Annotated in this window: 17 protein-coding genes; 9 read left to right on the top strand and 8 right to left on the bottom strand. The window is 74.1% G+C overall.

What is annotated here, in order from left to right:
• The first annotated feature begins 228 nt into the window (after nt 1-228).
• From ACH5A8_RS31435 to ACH5A8_RS31445, 3 genes are all read left to right on the top strand, one after another.
• Entirely contained in the window at nt 229-849 is a 621-nt protein-coding gene (locus tag ACH5A8_RS31435; RefSeq protein ID WP_399007390.1) for an L-threonylcarbamoyladenylate synthase, read from the top strand.
• A gap of 122 nt (nt 850-971) precedes the next feature.
• Nucleotides 972-2,474 carry a metallophosphoesterase family protein gene (locus ACH5A8_RS31440; RefSeq protein ID WP_399007391.1) on the top strand — a complete coding sequence of 501 codons (1,503 nt, stop codon included), beginning with the start codon at nt 972-974 and terminating at the stop codon, nt 2,472-2,474.
• Between the two features lie 212 nt (nt 2,475-2,686).
• The gene (locus tag ACH5A8_RS31445; protein ID WP_399007392.1) at nt 2,687-3,298 is read left to right on the top strand and encodes a DNA polymerase ligase N-terminal domain-containing protein; all 612 of its coding nucleotides are present in this window, start codon (nt 2,687-2,689) and stop codon (nt 3,296-3,298) included.
• Nucleotides 3,299-3,305: 7 nt separating this feature from the next.
• Here the strand turns inward: ACH5A8_RS31445 and ACH5A8_RS31450 are convergent, their stop codons facing one another.
• Both ACH5A8_RS31450 and ACH5A8_RS31455 read right to left on the bottom strand, forming a co-directional pair.
• Nucleotides 3,306-5,633: a SpoIIE family protein phosphatase gene (locus ACH5A8_RS31450; protein ID WP_399007393.1), complete on the bottom strand. Its 2,328-nt coding sequence runs from the start codon at nt 5,631-5,633 to the stop codon at nt 3,306-3,308.
• A gap of 217 nt (nt 5,634-5,850) precedes the next feature.
• On the bottom strand, nt 5,851-6,231 hold the full coding sequence (locus ACH5A8_RS31455) for a MauE/DoxX family redox-associated membrane protein (RefSeq protein ID WP_399007394.1): 381 nt from the start codon (nt 6,229-6,231) through the stop codon (nt 5,851-5,853).
• 127 nt (nt 6,232-6,358) lie between these two features.
• Between ACH5A8_RS31455 and ACH5A8_RS31460 the strand changes: the two genes are divergently transcribed.
• On the top strand, nt 6,359-7,342 hold the full coding sequence (locus ACH5A8_RS31460; protein ID WP_399007395.1) for an ATP-dependent DNA ligase: 984 nt from the start codon (nt 6,359-6,361) through the stop codon (nt 7,340-7,342).
• Between the two features lie 76 nt (nt 7,343-7,418).
• Complete coding sequence (hemC, locus tag ACH5A8_RS31465; RefSeq protein WP_399007396.1) at nt 7,419-8,354, top strand: hydroxymethylbilane synthase; 936 nt, start codon at nt 7,419-7,421, stop codon at nt 8,352-8,354.
• 51 nt (nt 8,355-8,405) lie between these two features.
• Here the strand turns inward: hemC and ACH5A8_RS31470 are convergent, their stop codons facing one another.
• From ACH5A8_RS31470 to ACH5A8_RS31485, 4 genes are all read right to left on the bottom strand, one after another.
• Complete coding sequence (locus ACH5A8_RS31470; RefSeq protein ID WP_399007397.1) at nt 8,406-8,936, bottom strand: hypothetical protein; 531 nt, start codon at nt 8,934-8,936, stop codon at nt 8,406-8,408.
• 237 nt (nt 8,937-9,173) lie between these two features.
• Entirely contained in the window at nt 9,174-10,034 is an 861-nt protein-coding gene (locus ACH5A8_RS31475) for an ABC transporter permease (RefSeq protein WP_399007398.1), read from the bottom strand.
• Nucleotides 9,994-10,953 carry an ABC transporter ATP-binding protein gene (locus ACH5A8_RS31480; RefSeq protein ID WP_399007399.1) on the bottom strand — a complete coding sequence of 320 codons (960 nt, stop codon included), beginning with the start codon at nt 10,951-10,953 and terminating at the stop codon, nt 9,994-9,996. The genes ACH5A8_RS31475 and ACH5A8_RS31480 overlap by 41 nt, the downstream gene beginning before the upstream one ends.
• On the bottom strand, nt 10,950-11,420 hold the full coding sequence (locus tag ACH5A8_RS31485; protein WP_399007400.1) for a MarR family winged helix-turn-helix transcriptional regulator: 471 nt from the start codon (nt 11,418-11,420) through the stop codon (nt 10,950-10,952). Before ACH5A8_RS31485 ends, ACH5A8_RS31480 begins: the two co-directional genes overlap by 4 nt.
• A gap of 398 nt (nt 11,421-11,818) precedes the next feature.
• On the opposite strand from ACH5A8_RS31485, the gene ACH5A8_RS31490 reads away from it, so the two are divergent.
• The gene (locus tag ACH5A8_RS31490) at nt 11,819-12,610 is read left to right on the top strand and encodes a SigB/SigF/SigG family RNA polymerase sigma factor (RefSeq protein ID WP_399007401.1); all 792 of its coding nucleotides are present in this window, start codon (nt 11,819-11,821) and stop codon (nt 12,608-12,610) included.
• Between the two features lie 154 nt (nt 12,611-12,764).
• Complete coding sequence (locus ACH5A8_RS31495) at nt 12,765-13,568, top strand: VOC family protein (RefSeq protein WP_399007402.1); 804 nt, start codon at nt 12,765-12,767, stop codon at nt 13,566-13,568.
• Nucleotides 13,569-13,643: 75 nt separating this feature from the next.
• Here the strand turns inward: ACH5A8_RS31495 and glgX are convergent, their stop codons facing one another.
• On the bottom strand, nt 13,644-15,809 hold the full coding sequence (gene glgX, locus ACH5A8_RS31500; RefSeq protein WP_399007403.1) for a glycogen debranching protein GlgX: 2,166 nt from the start codon (nt 15,807-15,809) through the stop codon (nt 13,644-13,646).
• Nucleotides 15,806-16,318: a pep a2 gene (locus tag ACH5A8_RS31505; protein ID WP_399007404.1), complete on the bottom strand. Its 513-nt coding sequence runs from the start codon at nt 16,316-16,318 to the stop codon at nt 15,806-15,808. The genes glgX and ACH5A8_RS31505 overlap by 4 nt, the downstream gene beginning before the upstream one ends.
• Nucleotides 16,319-16,644: 326 nt before the next feature.
• Between ACH5A8_RS31505 and ACH5A8_RS31510 the strand changes: the two genes are divergently transcribed.
• On the top strand, nt 16,645-16,980 hold the full coding sequence (locus tag ACH5A8_RS31510) for a DUF5133 domain-containing protein (RefSeq protein WP_399007405.1): 336 nt from the start codon (nt 16,645-16,647) through the stop codon (nt 16,978-16,980).
• Between the two features lie 93 nt (nt 16,981-17,073).
• Nucleotides 17,074-18,078: maltotransferase domain-containing protein (locus ACH5A8_RS31515; protein WP_399007406.1), on the top strand; the 1,005-nt coding region annotated here is incomplete at its 3' end.

Raw genomic sequence — 18,078 nt, forward strand, 5'->3', positions numbered from 1 at the left:
CAGCACCCGAACGCTGTACACGTCTGGTTCCCCGCATCGCGCCGGGTAAGCCCACCGATTTCGACGCGGATCCGCGCGGGCCGCTCGCCCGCGGGGCGGGCGGTCCGCCGGGGCCGTCGGGGACCGCGGGCGGGGCCAGGTCCGGGGCGGGGCCGTGCCGGCGGCGGCGCGCGGCGACGGGGGCCGGGCCGGGCGGCGGCGGCCGGGTGCACGGCATAAGCTCGGCGGATGGCGAAGTACTTCGACGTGCACCCCGACAACCCCCAGCCGCGCGCCCTGCGCCAGGTCGCCGACAGCCTGCGCGAGGACGCGCTGATCGCGTACCCGACGGACTCCTGCTACGCCCTCGGCTGCCGGCTGGGCAGCCGGGACGGTGTCGAGCGCATCCGTGCGATCCGCGCTCTGGACGACCGGCACCATTTCACCCTGGTGTGCCAGGACTTCGCGCAGCTCGGCCAGTTCGTGCGGATCGACAACGACGTGTTCCGCGCGATCAAGGCGTCCACGCCCGGCAGTTACACCTTCATCCTCCCGGCCACCCGGGAGGTGCCGCGCATGTTGCAGCACCCGAAGAAGAAGACGGTCGGGGTGCGCATCCCGGACCATGTCGTGGCGCAGGCGCTGGTGGCGGAGCTGGGCGAGCCGCTGCTGTCCAGCACGCTGCTGCTGCCCGGCGAGGACGAGCCGATGACGCAGGGCTGGGAGATCAAGGACCGGCTCGACCACGTGCTGGACGCGGTGGTCGACTCGGGCGACTGCGGCACCGAGCCGACCACGGTCGTCGACTTCTCCGGCGGGGAGGCCGAGATCGTGCGACGGGGAGCGGGCGACACCTCGCGGTTCGAGTGAGACCGCACCACCGGCCTGGACGCTGCCCGCGCCTGTCGGCGGCTCAGCTCCCTTGAGAATCAGGGGAGTCGGCGCCGCCCCCGCCGTGGGCGGGCGGCACGGGCGTTGTTACGGTGCACCGCGTGTCTGACTCCTCACGCGATACCGTCGAAGGCGCCGGCTGGAACGCCGCCGAACGCGGCGAGTACCGGCGGCTGTTGCCCGGCCGGGTCGAGAAACTGTCGTGGCTGGACCCCCGCACGCTGTGGGCCGCCCGCAACGGGGTGGCCGCGTCCTGGTTCGGGGACCCCACCGGCGCCACCCGCGGTCGCTGGGTGGCGCAGCGGGCGGCGGCCGGAGCGCCCGCGGACAAGGTGATCCGCCGTCAGGAGGGCGACGTCTTCTCCTTCATGGTCGTCGGCGACACCGGCGAGGGCGACGAGTCCCAGTACGCCGTCGTCCCCGGTTTCCTGAAGGCGAGCCGGGGGACGTCGTTCGCGGTCATAGCCAGCGACGTGATCTATCCGGTGGGCAGCGCGGACGACTACGGCACGAAGTTCTTCCGCCCGTACCAGGACTACCCGGCCCCCGTGTACGCGGTCCCCGGCAACCACGACTGGTACGAGGACCTGAGCGGCTTCATGCGTGTGTTCTGCGGCGACGCCCCGCCGCTGGAGCCGGAGCCGCGGCCCCGCCCGCTGACCCGTGCCTGGTGGCGCGCGCTGCTGTGGCACCGGGCGCGCCCGGCCGACGAACAGGCCCTCGCCGAGGCGCGGAAGCTGAGGTCGGCCCCGGGCCAGCAGGCCGTCCAGCCGGGCCCGTACTGGGCGATCGACGCGGGACCGGTGCGGATCGTCGGCATCGACACCGGGCTGCTCGGCACGCTCGACGCCGAGCAGGGCGCGTGGCTGCGGGAGGTGTCCCGGGGACCCCGTCCCAAGATCCTCGTCACCGGTTCGCCGCTGTACGTGGACGGCGAGCACCGTCCCTGCGCCATCGAGGGCGGCGGCACCGTCGACGACGTCGTCCGCGATCCGTCCCACCACTACGTGGCGGCGATCGGTGGCGACATACACAACTACCAGCGCTACCCGGTGGACGTGGACGGCCGCACCGTCCAGTACGTCGTCTCCGGGGGCGGCGGCGCGTTCATGCACGCCACGCACACCATCCCGCGCGTGTCGGTGGCGAACGTGACAGAACGGGACTTCCGCTGCTACCCGCTGCGCGGCGACTCCCTCGCCTTCTACAGCGCGCTCTACGGCCGCCGGCTGCGGCTGCCCCGCTTCTTCACCCTCACCGAGGCCGAGGCGATGGCCGTGGTCGCCGAGCGGCTGGGCGTGCCGCCGGTCCGGGCCCAGGACGCGCCGGTGCGCGTCACCCGGCGCGTGCGCCTGGTGGCGAGTCTGCTGGGGGCGGGCCGGCGCCCGGACCGCAAGGCCCGTCTGCGCCTCCCGGTGCGCAAGATCTACACCCAGCTCTTCTCCCCCGGCTCGGCCACCTACAGCCCGCCGTTCTTCAAGTCCTTCCTGCGTCTGGACGTCACCGCGGAGGCGGTCCGGCTGCGCTGCTTCGCGGCCACGGGCAACCGGGCCCAGGAACTCGATCCGCCGGTCGAGGACGAGGTGGTCATCCCGCTGCTCTGACCGGACCCACGGGCCCGGCCGGACTCACCGGACACCCGGCGCGCTGCCCGTGACAGGGGTGGAGGGCCGGCCGTCGCCGCGCTCTCCGGGCAGGTCAGCCCATCGATGCGCGGGAGGGCCGGGCCGGAGGCGTCCCGCGCCGGCCCGTGCCCCGGGGGATCCGGGGTACCCGGAGCACGGTGGTGCACGCGGTGACCGGAAGGAGGCCCGGGGTGGGTGCGGACGAGCGGCTGCGGCAGTACCGCGGCAAGCGTGACTTCGGGCGGACCCGGGAGCCGTCGGGGCAGCGCGCCCCGGACGGCGCGGAACCGCGGTTCGTGGTGCAGATCCACGACGCCCGCCGGATGCACTTCGACTTCCGGCTCCAGGTGGGTGACGTGCTGAGATCCTGGTCGGTGCCGAAGGGCCCCTCCGGCGACCCGCACGACAAGCGGCTCGCGGTGCCCACCGAGGACCATCCGCTGGAGTACGAGCACTTCGAGGGAGTGATCCCGAAGGGCGAGTACGGCGGCGGCACGGTGATCGTCTGGGACCGGGGCACGTACGAGCCCCTGAGCCACGACCGCCGGGGACGGCCGGTCGGCTTCGCGGAGTCGCTGGAGCGCGGGCACGCCACCTTCCGGCTGCACGGCGCGAAGCTGCACGGCGAGTACGCCCTCACCCGCTTCCGCGACGGCCGGGGCGGCGAGGAGGAGGCCTGGCTGCTCGTGCGCAAGGGTCCGGGCCGGGCGGGCGGGCACGACGCCCCCGACCCGCGCCGGGCCCGCTCCGTGCGCACCGGGCGGACCCTCGCCCAGGTCGCGGCGGAGGGCGGCGAGGAGTAGGCGCCGCTCACCCGGGCGGCAGCGGCTGCTCGCACCAGATCGTCTTGCCCCGGCCGCTCGGCCTGCTGCCCCAGCGCTGGGTGAGCTGGGCGACCAGGAGCAGGCCGCGGCCTCCCTCGTCGTAGGCGTGGGCCCGGCGCAGGTGCGGTGAGGTGGAACTGGAGTCGGACACCTCGCAGATGAGGGTGCGGTCGCGGATCAGCCGCAGCTGGACGGGGGGGTCGCCGTAGCGGATGGCGTTGGTGACCAGTTCGCTGACGACCAGTTCGGTGACGAACGCGGTCTCCTCCAGGCCCCAGGCGGCCAATTGCTCGGCCGCCGCCTGCCGGGTGGCGGCCACCCGCGCCGGGTCCGGGGTGATCTCCCAGGTCGCGACCTGGTCGGCGCCCAGTGCCCGGGTGCGGGCCAGCAGGAGCACCACGTCGTCCCCGGACTCCTCCGGCAGGACGGCCTTCAGTACGCCGTCGGCCAGCTCCTCCAGCGAGTCGGCGGGCGCGCTCAGGGCGCGGCACAGTTCGGCGGTGGTGCGGTCCATGTCGCGTTCGAGGAGGCCGTCGGTGTACAGGGCGACGAGCGAGCCCTCGGGCAGCTCCAGTTCGATCGCCTCGAAGGGCAGGCCGCCCACCCCGAGCGGTGGCCCCGGGCTCATCGTCACCGGTTCGGCGGCGGCGCCGGGGAGGACCAGGACCGGTGCCGGGTGGCCGGCGGCGGCCAGGGAGAGGCGGCGGGCCACGGGGTCGTAGACGGCGTACAGACAGGTCGCGCCGAGTTCCGGAACGTCGTCGTCGTGGTCGCCGGCCAGGTGCGTCACCAGGTCGTCCAGGTGGGTGAGGAGCTCGTCCGGCGGCAGGTCCACGTCGGCGAGGGTCCGTACGGCGGTGCGCAGCCGGCCCATCGTCGCCTGCGCCTGGATGCCGTGGCCCACCACGTCCCCGACGACCAGCGCGACCCGGCTGCCGGAGAGGGGGATCACGTCGAACCAGTCGCCGCCGATGCCCGCCGGGGAGGCGCAGGGCAGGTAGCGGTGCGCCACCTCGACCGCGGCCTGGCCGCTGAGCCCGCGCGGGAGCAGGCTGTGCTGCAGGGCGAGGGCGATGGTGCGCTCGCGGGCGAAGCGGCGGGCGTTGTCGACGCAGACGGCTGCCCGGCTGGCGAGTTCCTCGACGAAGACGGCGTCGTCGGCGGCGTAGGCGTCCGGCTGGGTGATGCGGACCGCGACCATCACGCCCAGGGTGGTGCCGCGGGCCCGCAGCGGCACCGTGATCATCGAGTGGGCGCGGCTGCGGTAGACGTGCCCCGCGGGGCGGCGGGCCTCGCGGTCGGCGAGCCAGTCGATGAACTCCGGCTCGCCCGCGTGGCTGAAGACGGCCCGGCCCTCCCGCATCGCCCGCGCGGCGGCCGAGGAGGTGGGGCGTACGTCCCGCTCGCCCACGCGGACGGCCGCCTCGGGCGTGCCCTCGGTGCGGGAGCCGTGGGCGACCCGGCGCAGCGCGATCTCGCGGGCCGGCGCCGCGGGCGGCTCGTCGGCGCCCAGGACCCATTCCAGGAGGTCCACCGTGGCGAAGTCGGCGAACTGCGGCACCAGGAGTTCCACCACCTCCTCCGCGGTGCGCGCCATGTCCAGGGTGGTGCCGATGCCGGCCGCCGCCTCGTTCAGCAGGGCCAGCCGGCGCCGGGCCCAGTACTGCTCGCTGCTGTCCTGCGCCGCCAGGGCGACCCCGGTCAGCTCCCCGGACGCGTCGCGCACGGGCCACATCTCCACGCTCCAGGCGTGTTCGCGGTGGAGCGTGGGGATGCCGGTGAAGCTCTCGTAGCGCACCGGCCGGCCGGTCTCGGCGACCTGACGCAGGTGCTCCACGAATCCCTGGTCGGCCTCCCCGTACGCCACCGTCTCCAGGAAGGGGCGGCCGAGCAGGGCCGCCTCGATCACGCCCCTCCCCCGGCAGGCCGCCTCGTTGAGCCGCAGGTAGCGCTGCCGGGTGTCGAAGACGGACATCGGCATGGACGCCTGCTGGAAGGCCCGGCCGGCCAGGGTGGGCTCGGGCCGGTCCGCCGGTTCCGCGGTCACCACGTAGCGGTCGGGCCGGCCGTCGGCGCCCAGCACCGGGCAGGCGCGCAGCGCGGTGACGACGGTGGTGCCGTCGCGGTGCCGCAGGGCGGCGGTGCCCGCGAGCGCGGCCAGGGCGCCGGGCGGCGGCGGCTGGGCGAGCAGCTCGCGCGCCGGGCGGCCGACCGTCTCCTCGGCGGGGTGTCCGGTCAGTCGCCGGGCGCCCTCGCTCCAGCCCGTGACGACGCCGTGGGCATCGACGATCGCCGCAACGGAGGCCTGCTCCATGTTCTCAGGATGAGGCGCGCGTCACGGCCCCTCAAGCGCGGAGGGCCGGACCGGGCCGGGGCACGGGAGCCATGGGCGTCGGCCGCCGGTGCGCGCCGCCCGGGCAGGCGTCCCAGGCGTCGGCCGGCGCGTGGGGCGGGGGCCGTCGGGATCCCGGCTCCGAGATCGTGGCCCGGCCCACCGGAGATCCGGAGCCGGCGCCCGCTCGTGCGTGCCCTCACGCCTCGTCGCGCGCGCCCTTCGCGACGCCGCGGGCCCACAGCACGAGGGGCACCTGGAGGGGCAGACGGCCGAGGGCGGCCGCCTTCTGCGGGGCGGGGCGGTCGCGCCAGTCGACGGCCATCTTGACGTTGGCCGGGAAGACCCCGACGAAGAAGGCCGCCGTCGCGAGGGCCGCCGCGCGGCGGCTCCGGGGCAGCACCAGGCCGGCGGCGAGCGCGAGTTCGGCGACGCCGCTGGCGTAGGTCCAGGCTCGCGCGGTGCCCGGCAGGGTGCGCGGGACCGTCGCGTCGAACTGCCGCGGGGCGGCGAAGTGGGCGACGCCCGCCGTGGCGAGCAGGCCGGCGAGCAGCAGCGGTGAGCGTTCGGACCGGGGCACGGTTCCTCCTCGAATGGACGGCGGCGCAGATCCTACTGGACGGTAGGTCCGGTCCGGGTGACGCCCGTCCGGGCGAAAGTGACCGGGCCGGGGCTTGGCCGCGGAGCCGTCCGTCGAGACCTCAGCCGTGACCCTGCCGCTGATCGCGCCCATGCTCGCCACGCCCGGCGCCCTGCCGCCGGCCGCGCAGGACGCGCGCTGGGCGTACGAGACGAAGCAGGACGGCCAGCGGGTGGTGGCGTACCTGCCCGGCGACGGCTCCGTGGTGCTGCGGGCCCGCTCCGGCGAGGACATCACGGCCGCCTATCCGGAGCTCGGTGCGCTCGGCCGGGCCCTCGGCGCGACGCCCGCCGTCCTGGACGGCGAGATCCTCGCCCTGGACGAGAGCGGCCGGGCCAGCTTCCAGCTGCTCCAGGGCCGGATGGGACTGGCGCACGCCCCCGCCCTCGCGGCCCGACGGGCGGCCCGGGTCCCCGTCCACGTCGTGCTGTTCGACGTGCTGCACCTGGGGACGGAGCCCCTGCTCGGGCTCCCCTACGCGCGGCGGCGGGAGCGTCTGGAGGCGCTCGGTCTGGACGGGCGGAGCTGGTCGACGCCGAGGGCCATCGTGGGCCACGGCGCCGAGGCCCTGGCCGCCACCCGCGAACACGGCCTGGAGGGGCTGGTCTGCAAGCGGCTGGACTCGGTGTACGAGCCGGGGGTGCGCTCCCGGGCCTGGATCAAGATCCGCAACATGCTCAGCGAGGACGTCGTCGTGGGCGGCTGGCTGCCCGGCAAGGGGCGGCTGACCGGCCTGCCGGGCGCGGTGCTGGTGGGCCAGCGCGGCGGCGGACGGCTGCGGTACGTAGGCAGCGTGGGCACCGGCTGGAGCGAGGCCGAGCGGACCGAGCTGGCCGGTCTGCTCGCGGCACTAGCGGCGGACGCGTGTCCCTTCGACCCCGTGCCGGCGGTGCGCGGGGCGCACTGGGTGCTGCCCCGGCTGGTGGGCGAGGTGCGCTACAGCGTCCGCACCCGGGCGGGCCTGCTGCGCCAGCCGTCATGGCTGCGGCTGCGCCCCGATCTCGCTCCGGAGGAGTCGGCGGCGGACCTGCCCGGGGACACGCCGGGGTGAGGGCGCGTCAAGCACTCCAGCGGGCCGCGAGGCGGACGGCACCCGGGGACCGGGCCGAAGGTCTATCGTGTCCCGCATGTCCGTGCCCGAGCTGATCCGCATCGTCTCCCGTGACTCGCCGATGGCGCTCGCCCAGGTGGAGCGCGTCCGCGCCGAACTGGCCGTCCTGCATCCCGGTGTGCGCACCGAGGTGGTCCCCGTGAAGACCACCGGCGACAAGTGGCTCGGCGACCTGTCGAAGGTGGAGGGCAAGGGGGCGTTCACCAAGGAGGTGGACGCCGCGCTGCTGGCCGGTGCGGCGGACCTCGCGGTGCACTGCCTCAAGGACGTGCCGGCCGACCGGCCGCTGCCGGCGGGCACCACGTTCGCCGCGTTCCTGAAGCGGGACGACGTCCGCGACGCGCTCGTCCACCCCGGCGGGCTCACCCTCGACGAGCTTCCGGCCGGCACCAGGATCGGCACGTCGGCGGTGCGGAGGATCGCCCAGCTGGCCGCGACGCACCCGCACCTCTCCTGCGTGCCGTTCCGCGGCAACGCCAACCGGCGGCTGGCGAAGCTGGCGGCCGGCGAGGCGGACGCGCTGCTGCTGGCCGCGTCCGGTCTGGAGCGCATCGGACGGTCCGACGTGATCAGCGAGGTGCTGTCCCCGGAGACGATGATGCCGCCGATCGGCGCGGGCATCCTCGCCCTGCAGTGCCGCGAGGGGGACGGCGAGCTGATCGGCGCGGTGAGCGGCCTCGGCGATCCCGACACCCACCGCGCGGCCACCGCGGAGCGCATGTTCCTGCACGTGCTCCAAGGGCACTGCAACAGCCCGATCGCCGGGTACGCGCAGGTCGACCGGGGCGGGGAGCTGTCGCTGCGGGCGTGCGTGTTCACGCCGGACGGCAAGACGCGGCTGAACGCGCACGAGTGGGCGGGGCCCCTGGACGCCGCGACGCTCGGCACGTCGGTCGCCGTGACACTGCTGCGCCAGGGCGCCCGCGAGATCATCGACGGCATCCCGCACTGACGCGACGGGAGGTGGCCGGCACGGGGCGGTCCGCCCGTCCCGCGCGGGGGGTCAGCCCGTGGCGCCCGGTTCTGCCTGGTCGCGCAGGAAGTTGCTGATCTGGTGCGCCAGGCCGCCCTGGCCGGCGCAGCAGGGCGAGGCCGCGCCGACGGGCCCCTCCTGCACGCCGATGCCGCCGGACCACAGCCTGCGGCCGGTCCACTCGTCCTCGACGCGCAGCTGGACCTGGACGTCGATCTGGGAGAGGACGGCCTCCGGGGCCGCCGCGTACAGCACCGCCGTGGCCCGGCGCAGCGGGTGGACGTCGTAGCCCTCGATGAACTGCGAGTTGCGCCAGTCGACGAACGCGCTCTCCCCGTCCGGGCCGATCCGCACGTCGAGCTGGCCGTCCTCGAGGTGGACGCCGAAGGGCCGGGCGCCGCGGTTCTCGACGGTGACCCGGACCCGGAAGTACGTCAGCCCCTCGGCGGCGTCGTCGCGCCCGCGCGGCGGCTCGGCCTGCTCCAGGCTGTGGACGCGGACCCGCAGACCGGCATGCTCGTCGTACTCCTGCCAGTCCCCGACCACGTTCGGCTCGTACACAATGCAACCTCTCGACTTCAGAGCTGCTTCCTATCTGTGGGCCGAGCACACTGTCAAATGCGCGGAATGCGCCGCGGTCGGGGAATTCCGCCCCATTGATCGATGATCAAGCCGTGCGCTGGAGATATCCGTGATCGGGGCGTCGCCGCGGCCGGTTCGGGCGTGCCGCACATCACGTCGGGCCGCCTCCGCGGCGGGTCGGCCGGCCGGTCGTGCCGGCGGACCCGCCGCGGGCGGTCACCGGGCCAGCCGGCCCAGCAGGGCGGAGGCCGCCGCGATGCCGGCCGCCGCGGCCAGCGCGAGGACGCCGAAGTCGGCGGCCAGGTGCGCGGGCGTGCCGAGCAGCAGTCCGCGCAGGGCGTCGACCTGGTAGCTGAGCGGGTTCGCCTTGCTGACGGCCTGGAGCCAGCCGGGCATCACGCCGACGGGGTACAGGGCGTTGGAGCCGAAGAACAGCGGCATGGTGATCGCCTGTCCGATGCCCATCAGGCGGTCGCGGCTGAGCACGATGCCGGCGATGGTCATCGACAGGCAGGAGAAGAACGCCGAGCCGAGGACGACGGCCGCCGCGACGCCGAGCAGCTTGAGCGGGTTCCAGGTCAGCGCCACGCCGAGCAGGGCGGCGATCACGACGACGACCACGGCCTGGATCAGCGACTTCACCCCGGCCGCGAACGCCTTCCCGGTCACCAGCGCCGAGCGCGGGGTCGGGGTGACCAGCAGCTTGTTGAGGACGCCCGCGTCCCGCTCCCAGATGATCTGGATGCCGTAGAAGATGGCGATGAACATGGCGGACTGGGCGATGATGCCGGGCGCCATGAAGTCGATGTACGGGGTGCCGCCGGTGGGGATCGCCCGGATACGGGTGAAGGTCTGACCGAAGATCAGCAGCCACAGCGCGGGCTGGATCGCACGCGTGTACAGCTCGGTGCGGTCGTGGCGCAGCTTCTGCAGTTCCACCGCGCACATGGCGGCGACCCGCGCGGGCAGCAGCCGCCAGCCGGCGCGGGGTCGCGGCGGCCGCACCAGCAGGCCGATGCCGTCCGCGAGGGCGGGGTCAGCCGACACGCTGGGCGGTGCGGCGGGTGCTTCGGACATCGCGGAAATCTCCTGAACTGTCGTCGAGACCGCTGCCTGCCACGTCACGGAAGACGTCCTCCAGCGTGGGCGGCGTCTGCGCGGCGGGGCCGCCCTCGGCACGGCGTCGCTCGCCGAGCCCGCGGCGCAGCTCGGCCGGGGTGCCGAGGGCGCGGATGCGGCCGCGGTGCATGAGGCCGACCCGGTCGCAGTACTGATCCGCCTCGTCCATGTAGTGCGTGGTCACCAGGACGGTCATGCCGGTGGCTTCGCGTACGGCGTTGATGTGCCCCCACACTCCGGTGCGGGCGATGGGGTCCAGGCCGATGGTCGGTTCGTCCAGGATCAGCAGCCGGGGCGCGCTGACCAGGGCCTGGGCCAGTTCGAGGCGGCGGACCATGCCGCCGGAGTACGTCTTGGCCAGCCGGTCGGCGGCGTCGGTGAGGTCCACGGCGGCCAGCGCCTGGGCGACCCGGGCGGCCCGTTCGCGGCGCGGGACGTCGAAGACGCGGGCGAACAGCGTGACGTTCTCACGGCCGGTGAGGGCGGCGTCGGCGGACAGCTGCTGGGGGACGTAACCGAGCAGGCGGCGTACGGCCATCCGGTCGTCGGCGGGATCGTTGCCGAAGACGCGGACCATGCCCGCGGGGACCGGCAGGAGGGTGGTGATGCAGCGGATCGCCGTGGTCTTGCCCGCCCCGTTGGGGCCGAGCAGTCCGAACACCTCGCCCCGGCGCACGTCCAGGTCGAGGCCGTCGACGGCGTTGGTCCCGCCGAAGGCGTAGGCGAGCCCCGCGCAGGTGACGGCGTCGGGCGCCGGACCGGCGGCGGGGGGCACCGGGTCGGGGGCGGGGGGCACTGGGTCGGGGGCGGGGGACGCGGTGGCGTCGGCGCCGTCGTGCGCCGCTTCCTCGGTCAGGTCGGCGGGGTCACGGGTCATGGGCGGTCGGTCTCCTCGTGCAGGTTCTCGGCCAGCCTGCGCAGGGCGGGGACCGCCGCGCGCAGGGCGTCCCGGTCGGCCGGGTCGAGCCGGTCCACCTGGCTGCGGACGAGGGCGGCGCGGCGTTCGCGCCAGTCGCGCAGCCGTGCCCCGGCGGCCTCGGTGAGCAGCAGTCGGGCGGCCCGCCGGTCGGCGGGGTCCGTCTCCCGGACCAGCAGGCCGTCCCGGACCAGCTGGTTGACCAGCGTCGAGACGGAGTTGCCGGCCAGGTGCAGGTCCTTGGCGGCCTCCGAGACGCGGATGCCGGGGCGGGCCTCGACCAGGCGCAGCAGTTCGGTCTCGGCGCCGCGCAGCCGCGACACGGTCAGGCCGGCGCGCAGCCGGCGCCGGATCAGCCGCTGGACGCCGACCAGCGCGTCGGCCAGCTCCTCGGCGTACGTCTCGTCGTCCGGTTCGTCTCGTTCCACGCTCCGACATTACCTCTGTAGCAGAGGTAACTTCCTCCAAGGCGGGGTCAAGGCTCGGGTCCGGGAGCCCGGACCGCCCGGCGCGCGGGGCCCGGGGCGTCTCCCGCCGACCGGCCGGACCGGCCTCTTTCACCGGTCGTTGAAATGCACAGCATTCACTGCGGTGGCAATTCTCCGGCCCCGGGCCGACAATTGAGATTCATGCGGTCGCATACCGTCATGCATTCTCGGAATTGTTTTGGAATCGCCGACTTCGGGAATCCGCATTCCAGTGCTTCGGACCGGAGGCACGTCCGTGGGAGCCGGCGCGCCGGGGCCCCGACGTCTCTCCGCACGTCCCGTGCCCGCGCCTCCCGCGGTGTCCGTCCACCCAGCACCTGCTGAGGGAGGCGCAGCGTATGCGTACCACCGGCAGAACCAAGACCCATCCGCACGACGACGCCCCCGACACCGCGGCGGCGTTCGAGCGGCTCGCGGCCCTGCCCGACGGCCCTGAACGCAAGGCGCTCCGGGACGAGCTGGTCCAGGTGTGGCTGCCCATGGCCGAGCGGATCGCGGTCCGGTTCCGCGGACGCGGCGAGGCCCTGGAAGATCTGTACCAGGTGGCGGCGCTCGGCCTGGTCAAGGCCGTCGACCACTACGATCCGGGGCGCGGCTACGCGTTCGAGGCGTACGCCGTGCCGACGGTGACCGGCGAGATCAAGCGGCACTTCCGCGACCACATGTGGACCCTGCACGTGCCGCGCCGGGTGCAGGACCTGCGCAACCGGGTGCGGCGGGCCGCCAAGGAACTGGCCCAGACGACGCCGGGCCGGCCGCCGACCGTCGCCGAGATCGCCGAGTACACCCGGCTGAGCGTGGCCGACGTGCGCACCGGCATGGAGGCCCTGGACTGCTTCGCCGCGCTGTCGCTGGAGGCGGAGGTCCCGGGGACCGACGGCTACGCGCTCGGCGACGGCCTGGGCGAGGCCGACCCGCGCTACGACCTCGTGGTGGACCGGGTGGCGGTGCGGCCCTGTCTGGAGGCGCTGCCGGAACGCGAGCGCATGATCCTCTACCTGCGGTTCTTCCGCGGGATGACGCAGAGCCGGATCGCCCAGCAGCTCGGCATCTCGCAGATGCACGTCTCGCGGCTGCTCAGCGGCTGCTTCGCCCAGCTGCGCGAGGAGCTGCTCGCCGAGACGGGGTGACGGGGACGGGGCCGGTGACCGTCGGGCGCCGCACCGGGGCCCGGCGGCCGCCGTTTCGGCGACACGCGCGGGGTACTCGGCAGGCGCCTTCGGAGCGCCGGTCGGACACTGGTCCCAGACCGGTGGCCACCGGCCGACGAGACCAGGACGTGCCATGAACCACGACGCGACACCCTCCAGCCCCTCGACCGGTGGCGTCTCCACCCGCACGGTGTGCGGGGCGCCGTGCTGGGTCAGTCTGACCAGCCGCGACCTGAAGGCCACGGAGGAGTTCTACCGGGCGGTGCTGGGCTGGGAGTGGCGCTCGGCCAAGCTCGGCGACCGCTTCCGCATCGCTCTCGTCGACGGCGCGCCCGTCGCGGGGATCGCGGCGGTCGCCTCCATGTGGCAGATGGCGGTGGCGTGGACGCCGTACTTCGCCGTGCGGAGCGCCGACGACGCGGTCTCGCGGGTGCAGGAGCGCGGCGGCACGGCCGCGGTCGGCCCGATCTCCCTGCCGCCCGGACGGGCCGCGCTGCTGGCCGACCGGGACGGCGCGACCTTCGGGATCTGGGAGGGCGAGCTGTTCACCGACTGGGAGACCTGGCGCAAGGCCGCGCCGGCCTTCATCCGACTGCACACCCGTGACGCCTTCGACGCCGCGATCTTCTACGGCGAGGTCCTGGACTGGGCCTCGGAGCGGCCGGGCTGCGTCGAGGTGCGCTACGAGGGCGACGAGGTGGTGCTGCGCAGCCACGGCGAGATCGTGGCGCGCATCGAGTCGGGGGCGCTCGGGGCGGCGCCGGACCCGACGATCCGGCCGCACTGGCAGATCCACTTCCGGGTCGCGGACGTGGCCGCCTGCGCCCGGGCGGCCGAGAGCCACGGCGGCAGCGTGCTGCGCGAGGGCTCGCAGGAGGTCGTCCTGCGCGACGCCGACGGGGCGCAGTTCACGGTGACCTCCCGCCGCGAGGCCTGATCCGCCGCTCGCCCGGCACGTGTGCGAGGGCCGCCCCGGAGCATCGGGGCGGCCCTCGCACACGTGCCGGGCCGGTCAGCCGGGCCGCTCGGTCCTCGGCGGGCGGGAGAGCAGGACCAGGCTGCGCGGCTCCACGCACAGCTCGCCGCCGGGCTTGTGCTCCGCCTCGTCCGGCGGGCCCTGGGGCTCGGCGGTGTCGATGAGCGTCGTCCAGCGGTCCCCGTAGGCGGGGCCGGGCAGCCGGAAGTCGACCGGTTCCCAGTAGCCGTTGAGCAGCAGCAGGAACGAGTCGTCCACCACGGGCCGGCCCAGCGGATCGGGTTCGGCGATCGCGTCGCCGTTGAGGAAGACCATCACGGAGTGCGCGTCGGAGCGCCGCCAGTCCTCCTCGGCCATCTCGTGGCCGTCCGGCAGCAGCCACACCAGGTCGGGCAGCGGCTGGTCGTCGCGGGTCGGCGTCTCGCCCCGGAAGAAGCGGCGGCGGCGCAGCACGGGGTGGGCGGTGCGCAGGCCGATGACGTACCGGGTGAAGTCGGCGAGCCGGCGCTGCTCGCCGGTCAGCCGCCAGTCGATCCAGGAGACCTCGTCGTCCTGGCAGTAGGCGTTGTTGTTGCCGCCCTGGGTGCGGCCCAGCTCGTCGCCGTGGCAGAGCATCGGGATGCCCTGCGAGAGCAGCAGGGTGGCGAGGAAGTTGCGCTGCTGGCGGGCGCGCAGGGCCAGGATCTCCGGGTCCTTGGTGTCGCCCTCGGCGCCGCAGTTCCAGGACCGGTTGTTGTTCTCGCCGTCCCGGTTCCCCTCGCCGTTGGCCTCGTTGTGCTTGTCGTTGTACGAGACCAGGTCGCGCAGGGTGAAACCGTCGTGCGCTGTCACGAAGTTGACGCTGGCGCGCGGGCGGCGCCGGTTGTGGGCGTAGAGGTCGGAGGAGCCGGTCAGCCGGGACGCGAAGTCGCCGAGCGTGTGCTCCTCGCCACGCCAGAAGTCCCGTACCGCGTCGCGGTACAGGCCGTTCCACTCCGACCACAGCGGCGGGAAGTTGCCCACCTGGTAGCCGCCCTCGCCGACGTCCCAGGGCTCGGCGATCAGCTTGACGCGGCTGATCACCGGGTCCTGCTGGATCAGGTCGAAGAAGGCGGAGAGCCGGTCGACCTCGTGGAACTGCCGGGCCAGGGTGGCCGCGAGGTCGAAGCGGAAGCCGTCGACGTGCATCTCGGTGACCCAGTAGCGCAGCGAGTCCATGATCAGCTGGAGCACGTAGGGGTGACGCATCAGCAGGCTGTTGCCGGTGCCGGTGGTGTCGTAGTAGTGCGCCCAGTCGCCGTCCACGAGACGGTAGTACGAGGCGTTGTCGATGCCCCGGAAGGACAGCGTCGGGCCCTTCTCGTTGCCCTCGGCGGTGTGGTTGTAGACCACGTCGAGGATGACTTCGAGGCCGGCCGCGTGCAGCGCCTTGACCATCGACTTGAACTCGGCGACCTGCTGGCCGCGGGTGCCGTGGGCGGCGTAGTCGTTGTGCGGGGCGAAGAAGCCGATGGTGTTGTAGCCCCAGTAGTTGGTCAGGCCGCGGCCCTGGAGCACGCCGTCGTGCACGAACTGGTGGACCGGCATCAGCTCGACGGCCGTGACCCCCAGCCTGGTCAGGTGTTCGATCACCGCGGGGTGGGCCAGGCCGGCGTAGGTGCCGCGCAGTTCGGGCGGGACGTCGGGGTGGGTGCGGGTCAGGCCGCGTACGTGCGCCTCGTAGATCACGCTGTCCGAGTACGCGCGGCGCGGCGGGCGGTCGTCGCCCCAGTCGAAGGCCGGGTCGGTGACCACGCCGAGCATGGTGTGCCCGGCGCTGTCGTGGGGGTCGGGGCCGTGCGGAGCGCGCTCGTAGAGCGAGGGATGGTCGTCGAGCCGTCCGTCCACCGCCCGGGCGTAGGGATCCAGGAGCAGCTTCTTCGGGTTGCACCGGTGGCCGGCGGCCGGGTGCCAGGGGCCGTGTACCCGGTAGCCGTAGCGCTGTCCCGGGCCGACGCCGGGCAGGTAGCCGTGCCACACGAAGCCGTCGGCCTCGGTGAGCGCGACGCGGCGGTGGGCGCCGGCGTCGTCCACGAGGACGAGTTCGACGTGGTCGGCGACCTCGCTGAACAGGGCGAAGTTGGTGCCTTCCCCGTCGTAGGCGGCGCCCAGCGGATAGGGGTACCCGCTCCACACGGGCACGGGTGGCACGGGTACCCCTTTGCGCTTCTTGCGCGCCGTCACCGGGCCCCCTCCAGCACGGCCCGGGGGCCGCCGGCCGACTGGGCCAGTGCGACGACCGGCAGTTCGCGCGGCGTCTGCAGGCCCTCGGTGAGGGTCGGGGCCGGAGCCTTCGGCACCAGCGGCACGCGCACCCCGGCGCGGGCCCGCTGCGAGAACCAGATGATCTTGCTGCCGGTCTCCGAGGCGCAGCAGCCCCAGCCGTCGCTCGTCGCCGCGATCCGGGCGAGGCAGGCGCGCAGGTCCTGGTCGGGCCGCAGATCGTGGTTGTTCTCCCCGATCGCGGTGATGAGGTGCTGGCCGGTCCACCACATCTCGATGGACGTGTGCTTGTCCCTCGCGTGTTCGTCGATGGCCTTGAGCAGCATCTCGGCACCGCCGCACACGGGTTCGACAAGGTCCTCCAGGTCCCAGAACCGAAGGTGAGCGGCCAGGATGCGCCTGACCTGTCCGACCCGTTCCGGGCTGACTTCCACGTCGAGGTGGTAGTAGCAGGGCACTGCGGTCTTCATCGTCGTTGGCTCCTCACCGGCGAGGCCCGCGCTCCCGTTCCGCCCCTGTGGGCGAATCCCCGAGCACGAAGCGTGAGCATGTGTTGCCTCTGAGTCAGATCCACACTGCGGCCACTACGCCATTCGTGCAACACGAGCGGCTCCGACCGGGGCGAACGGGGCCGATGGCTGGTTGAAGTTCCAACAGGACGGTGAGTCGTTGAACGTGCACCATGAGTGAAAGTCTCGAGCGCCGTGAACGGGACCCGTGCCTGTGCGTGCGCGGTCTTGGCCCCGACCGTCGGGGAAACGTGCCCATCGAGCGCTTCCGAAAGGTGAACGGCGCCATGCTGCTACCCGCCAAGACCGAAGTCGCCCGGCATCTGCGGCGCTACCGGGCGTGGGAACGCGCGACGCTCGCGTCTCCCGAGGACCGCAGGGTGCGGGCCACGTTCGAGGACGCGGGCTACACGTTGTGCGTGCTGATGGGCAAGCGCTGCGCCCGTGAGGCGGCGGACGCCGCGGAGCGCTACCTGCGGACGAACCTCGTCACCTATCTGCGGGAGCAGAGCGCCCCCCGGCCGCACGTGGCCGCCGCCGCGGGCCGCGGCCGGCGCAGGGGCGGCAAGGGCCGTACGGCGCGGACCCGCACCGACGAGACCCCGTCCCCCGCCGGCGCGTAGGGCCCGCGCACCACCGGGCGGGACGCACCACCGAGCAGGATCCGGTTCCCGGCCGGGCGCGAGCCCGGCCGCAAGCACTGTGGAGGTGACACCATGAGTTCGACCCCGAGTCCGACCGCGGTCATCGGCCGCGTTCCGGTGCGGGACGTACGTCCGGCCGTGGAGTACGGCGGACGCCCGGCCAAGGCGGTGACCGGCGAGCCGTTCCAGGTCACCGCCACCGTGTTCCGCGAGGGCCACGACGCGGTGGCCGCGAACGTGGTGCTGACGGATCCCGAGGGCCGTCCGGGCCCGTGGACGCCGATGCGCGAGCTGGCCCCCGGCACGGACCGCTGGGGCGCCGAGGTGACGCCCGGGGCGCCGGGACGGTGGACCTACCACGTGGAGGCCTGGAGCGACCCGGTCGCCACCTGGCGGCACACGGCCGGCATCAAGGTGCCGGCCGGCATCGACGCCGGGCTGGTGCTGGAGGAGGGCGCCGAGCTGCACACCCGGGCGGCGGCCGGGGCGCCCCAGGGCCCGGAGCGCGAGACGGTGCTGGAGGCCGTCCGGGTGATGGAGGACGACTCGCTGCCGGTCATGACACGCCTGGCGGCGGCGTTGACGCCGGAGGTGGACGCGGTCCTGGCCCGCCACCCGCTGCGCGAGCTGGTCACCGCCTCCACGCCCCTGCCCCTCCAGGTCGAACGCGAACGCGCCCTGTACGGAGCCTGGTACGAGTTCTTCCCCCGCTCCGAGGGCACCCCCGAGCAGCCGCACGGCACCTTCACCACCGCCGCCCGCCGCCTGCCCGCCATCGCCGCCATGGGCTTCGACGTCGTCTACCTCCCCCCGATCCACCCCATCGGCACCACCCACCGCAAAGGCCCCAACAACACCCTCACCGCCACACCCGACGACGTCGGCGTCCCCTGGGCCATCGGCTCCCCCGAAGGCGGCCACGACACCGTCCACCCCGCCCTCGGCACCCTCGACGACTTCGACGCCTTCGTCGCCCGCGCGAGCGAACTCGGCATGGAGATCGCCCTCGACTTCGCCCTCCAGTGCTCCCCCGACCACCCCTGGGTCCACAAACACCCCGAGTGGTTCCACCACCGC

The sequence above is a fragment of the Streptomyces sp. NPDC018610 genome, from assembly GCF_044391765.1.
GTDB lineage: Bacteria > Actinomycetota > Actinomycetes > Streptomycetales > Streptomycetaceae > Streptomyces.

What these genes read in the sequence shown, in the direction of transcription:
- ACH5A8_RS31435 (WP_399007390.1), top strand. Translation starts at nt 229, where the DNA reads ATGGCGAAGTACTTCGACGTGCACCCCGACAACCCCCAGCCGCGCGCC.
- ACH5A8_RS31450 (WP_399007393.1), bottom strand. Translation starts at nt 5,633, where the DNA reads ATGGAGCAGGCCTCCGTTGCGGCGATCGTCGATGCCCACGGCGTCGTC.
- hemC (WP_399007396.1), top strand. Translation starts at nt 7,419, where the DNA reads ATGTCCGTGCCCGAGCTGATCCGCATCGTCTCCCGTGACTCGCCGATG.
- ACH5A8_RS31475 (WP_399007398.1), bottom strand. Translation starts at nt 10,034, where the DNA reads ATGTCCGAAGCACCCGCCGCACCGCCCAGCGTGTCGGCTGACCCCGCC.
- ACH5A8_RS31480 (WP_399007399.1), bottom strand. Translation starts at nt 10,953, where the DNA reads ATGACCCGTGACCCCGCCGACCTGACCGAGGAAGCGGCGCACGACGGC.
- ACH5A8_RS31490 (WP_399007401.1), top strand. Translation starts at nt 11,819, where the DNA reads ATGCGTACCACCGGCAGAACCAAGACCCATCCGCACGACGACGCCCCC.
- ACH5A8_RS31495 (WP_399007402.1), top strand. Translation starts at nt 12,765, where the DNA reads ATGAACCACGACGCGACACCCTCCAGCCCCTCGACCGGTGGCGTCTCC.
- ACH5A8_RS31505 (WP_399007404.1), bottom strand. Translation starts at nt 16,318, where the DNA reads ATGAAGACCGCAGTGCCCTGCTACTACCACCTCGACGTGGAAGTCAGC.
- ACH5A8_RS31510 (WP_399007405.1), top strand. Translation starts at nt 16,645, where the DNA reads ATGCTGCTACCCGCCAAGACCGAAGTCGCCCGGCATCTGCGGCGCTAC.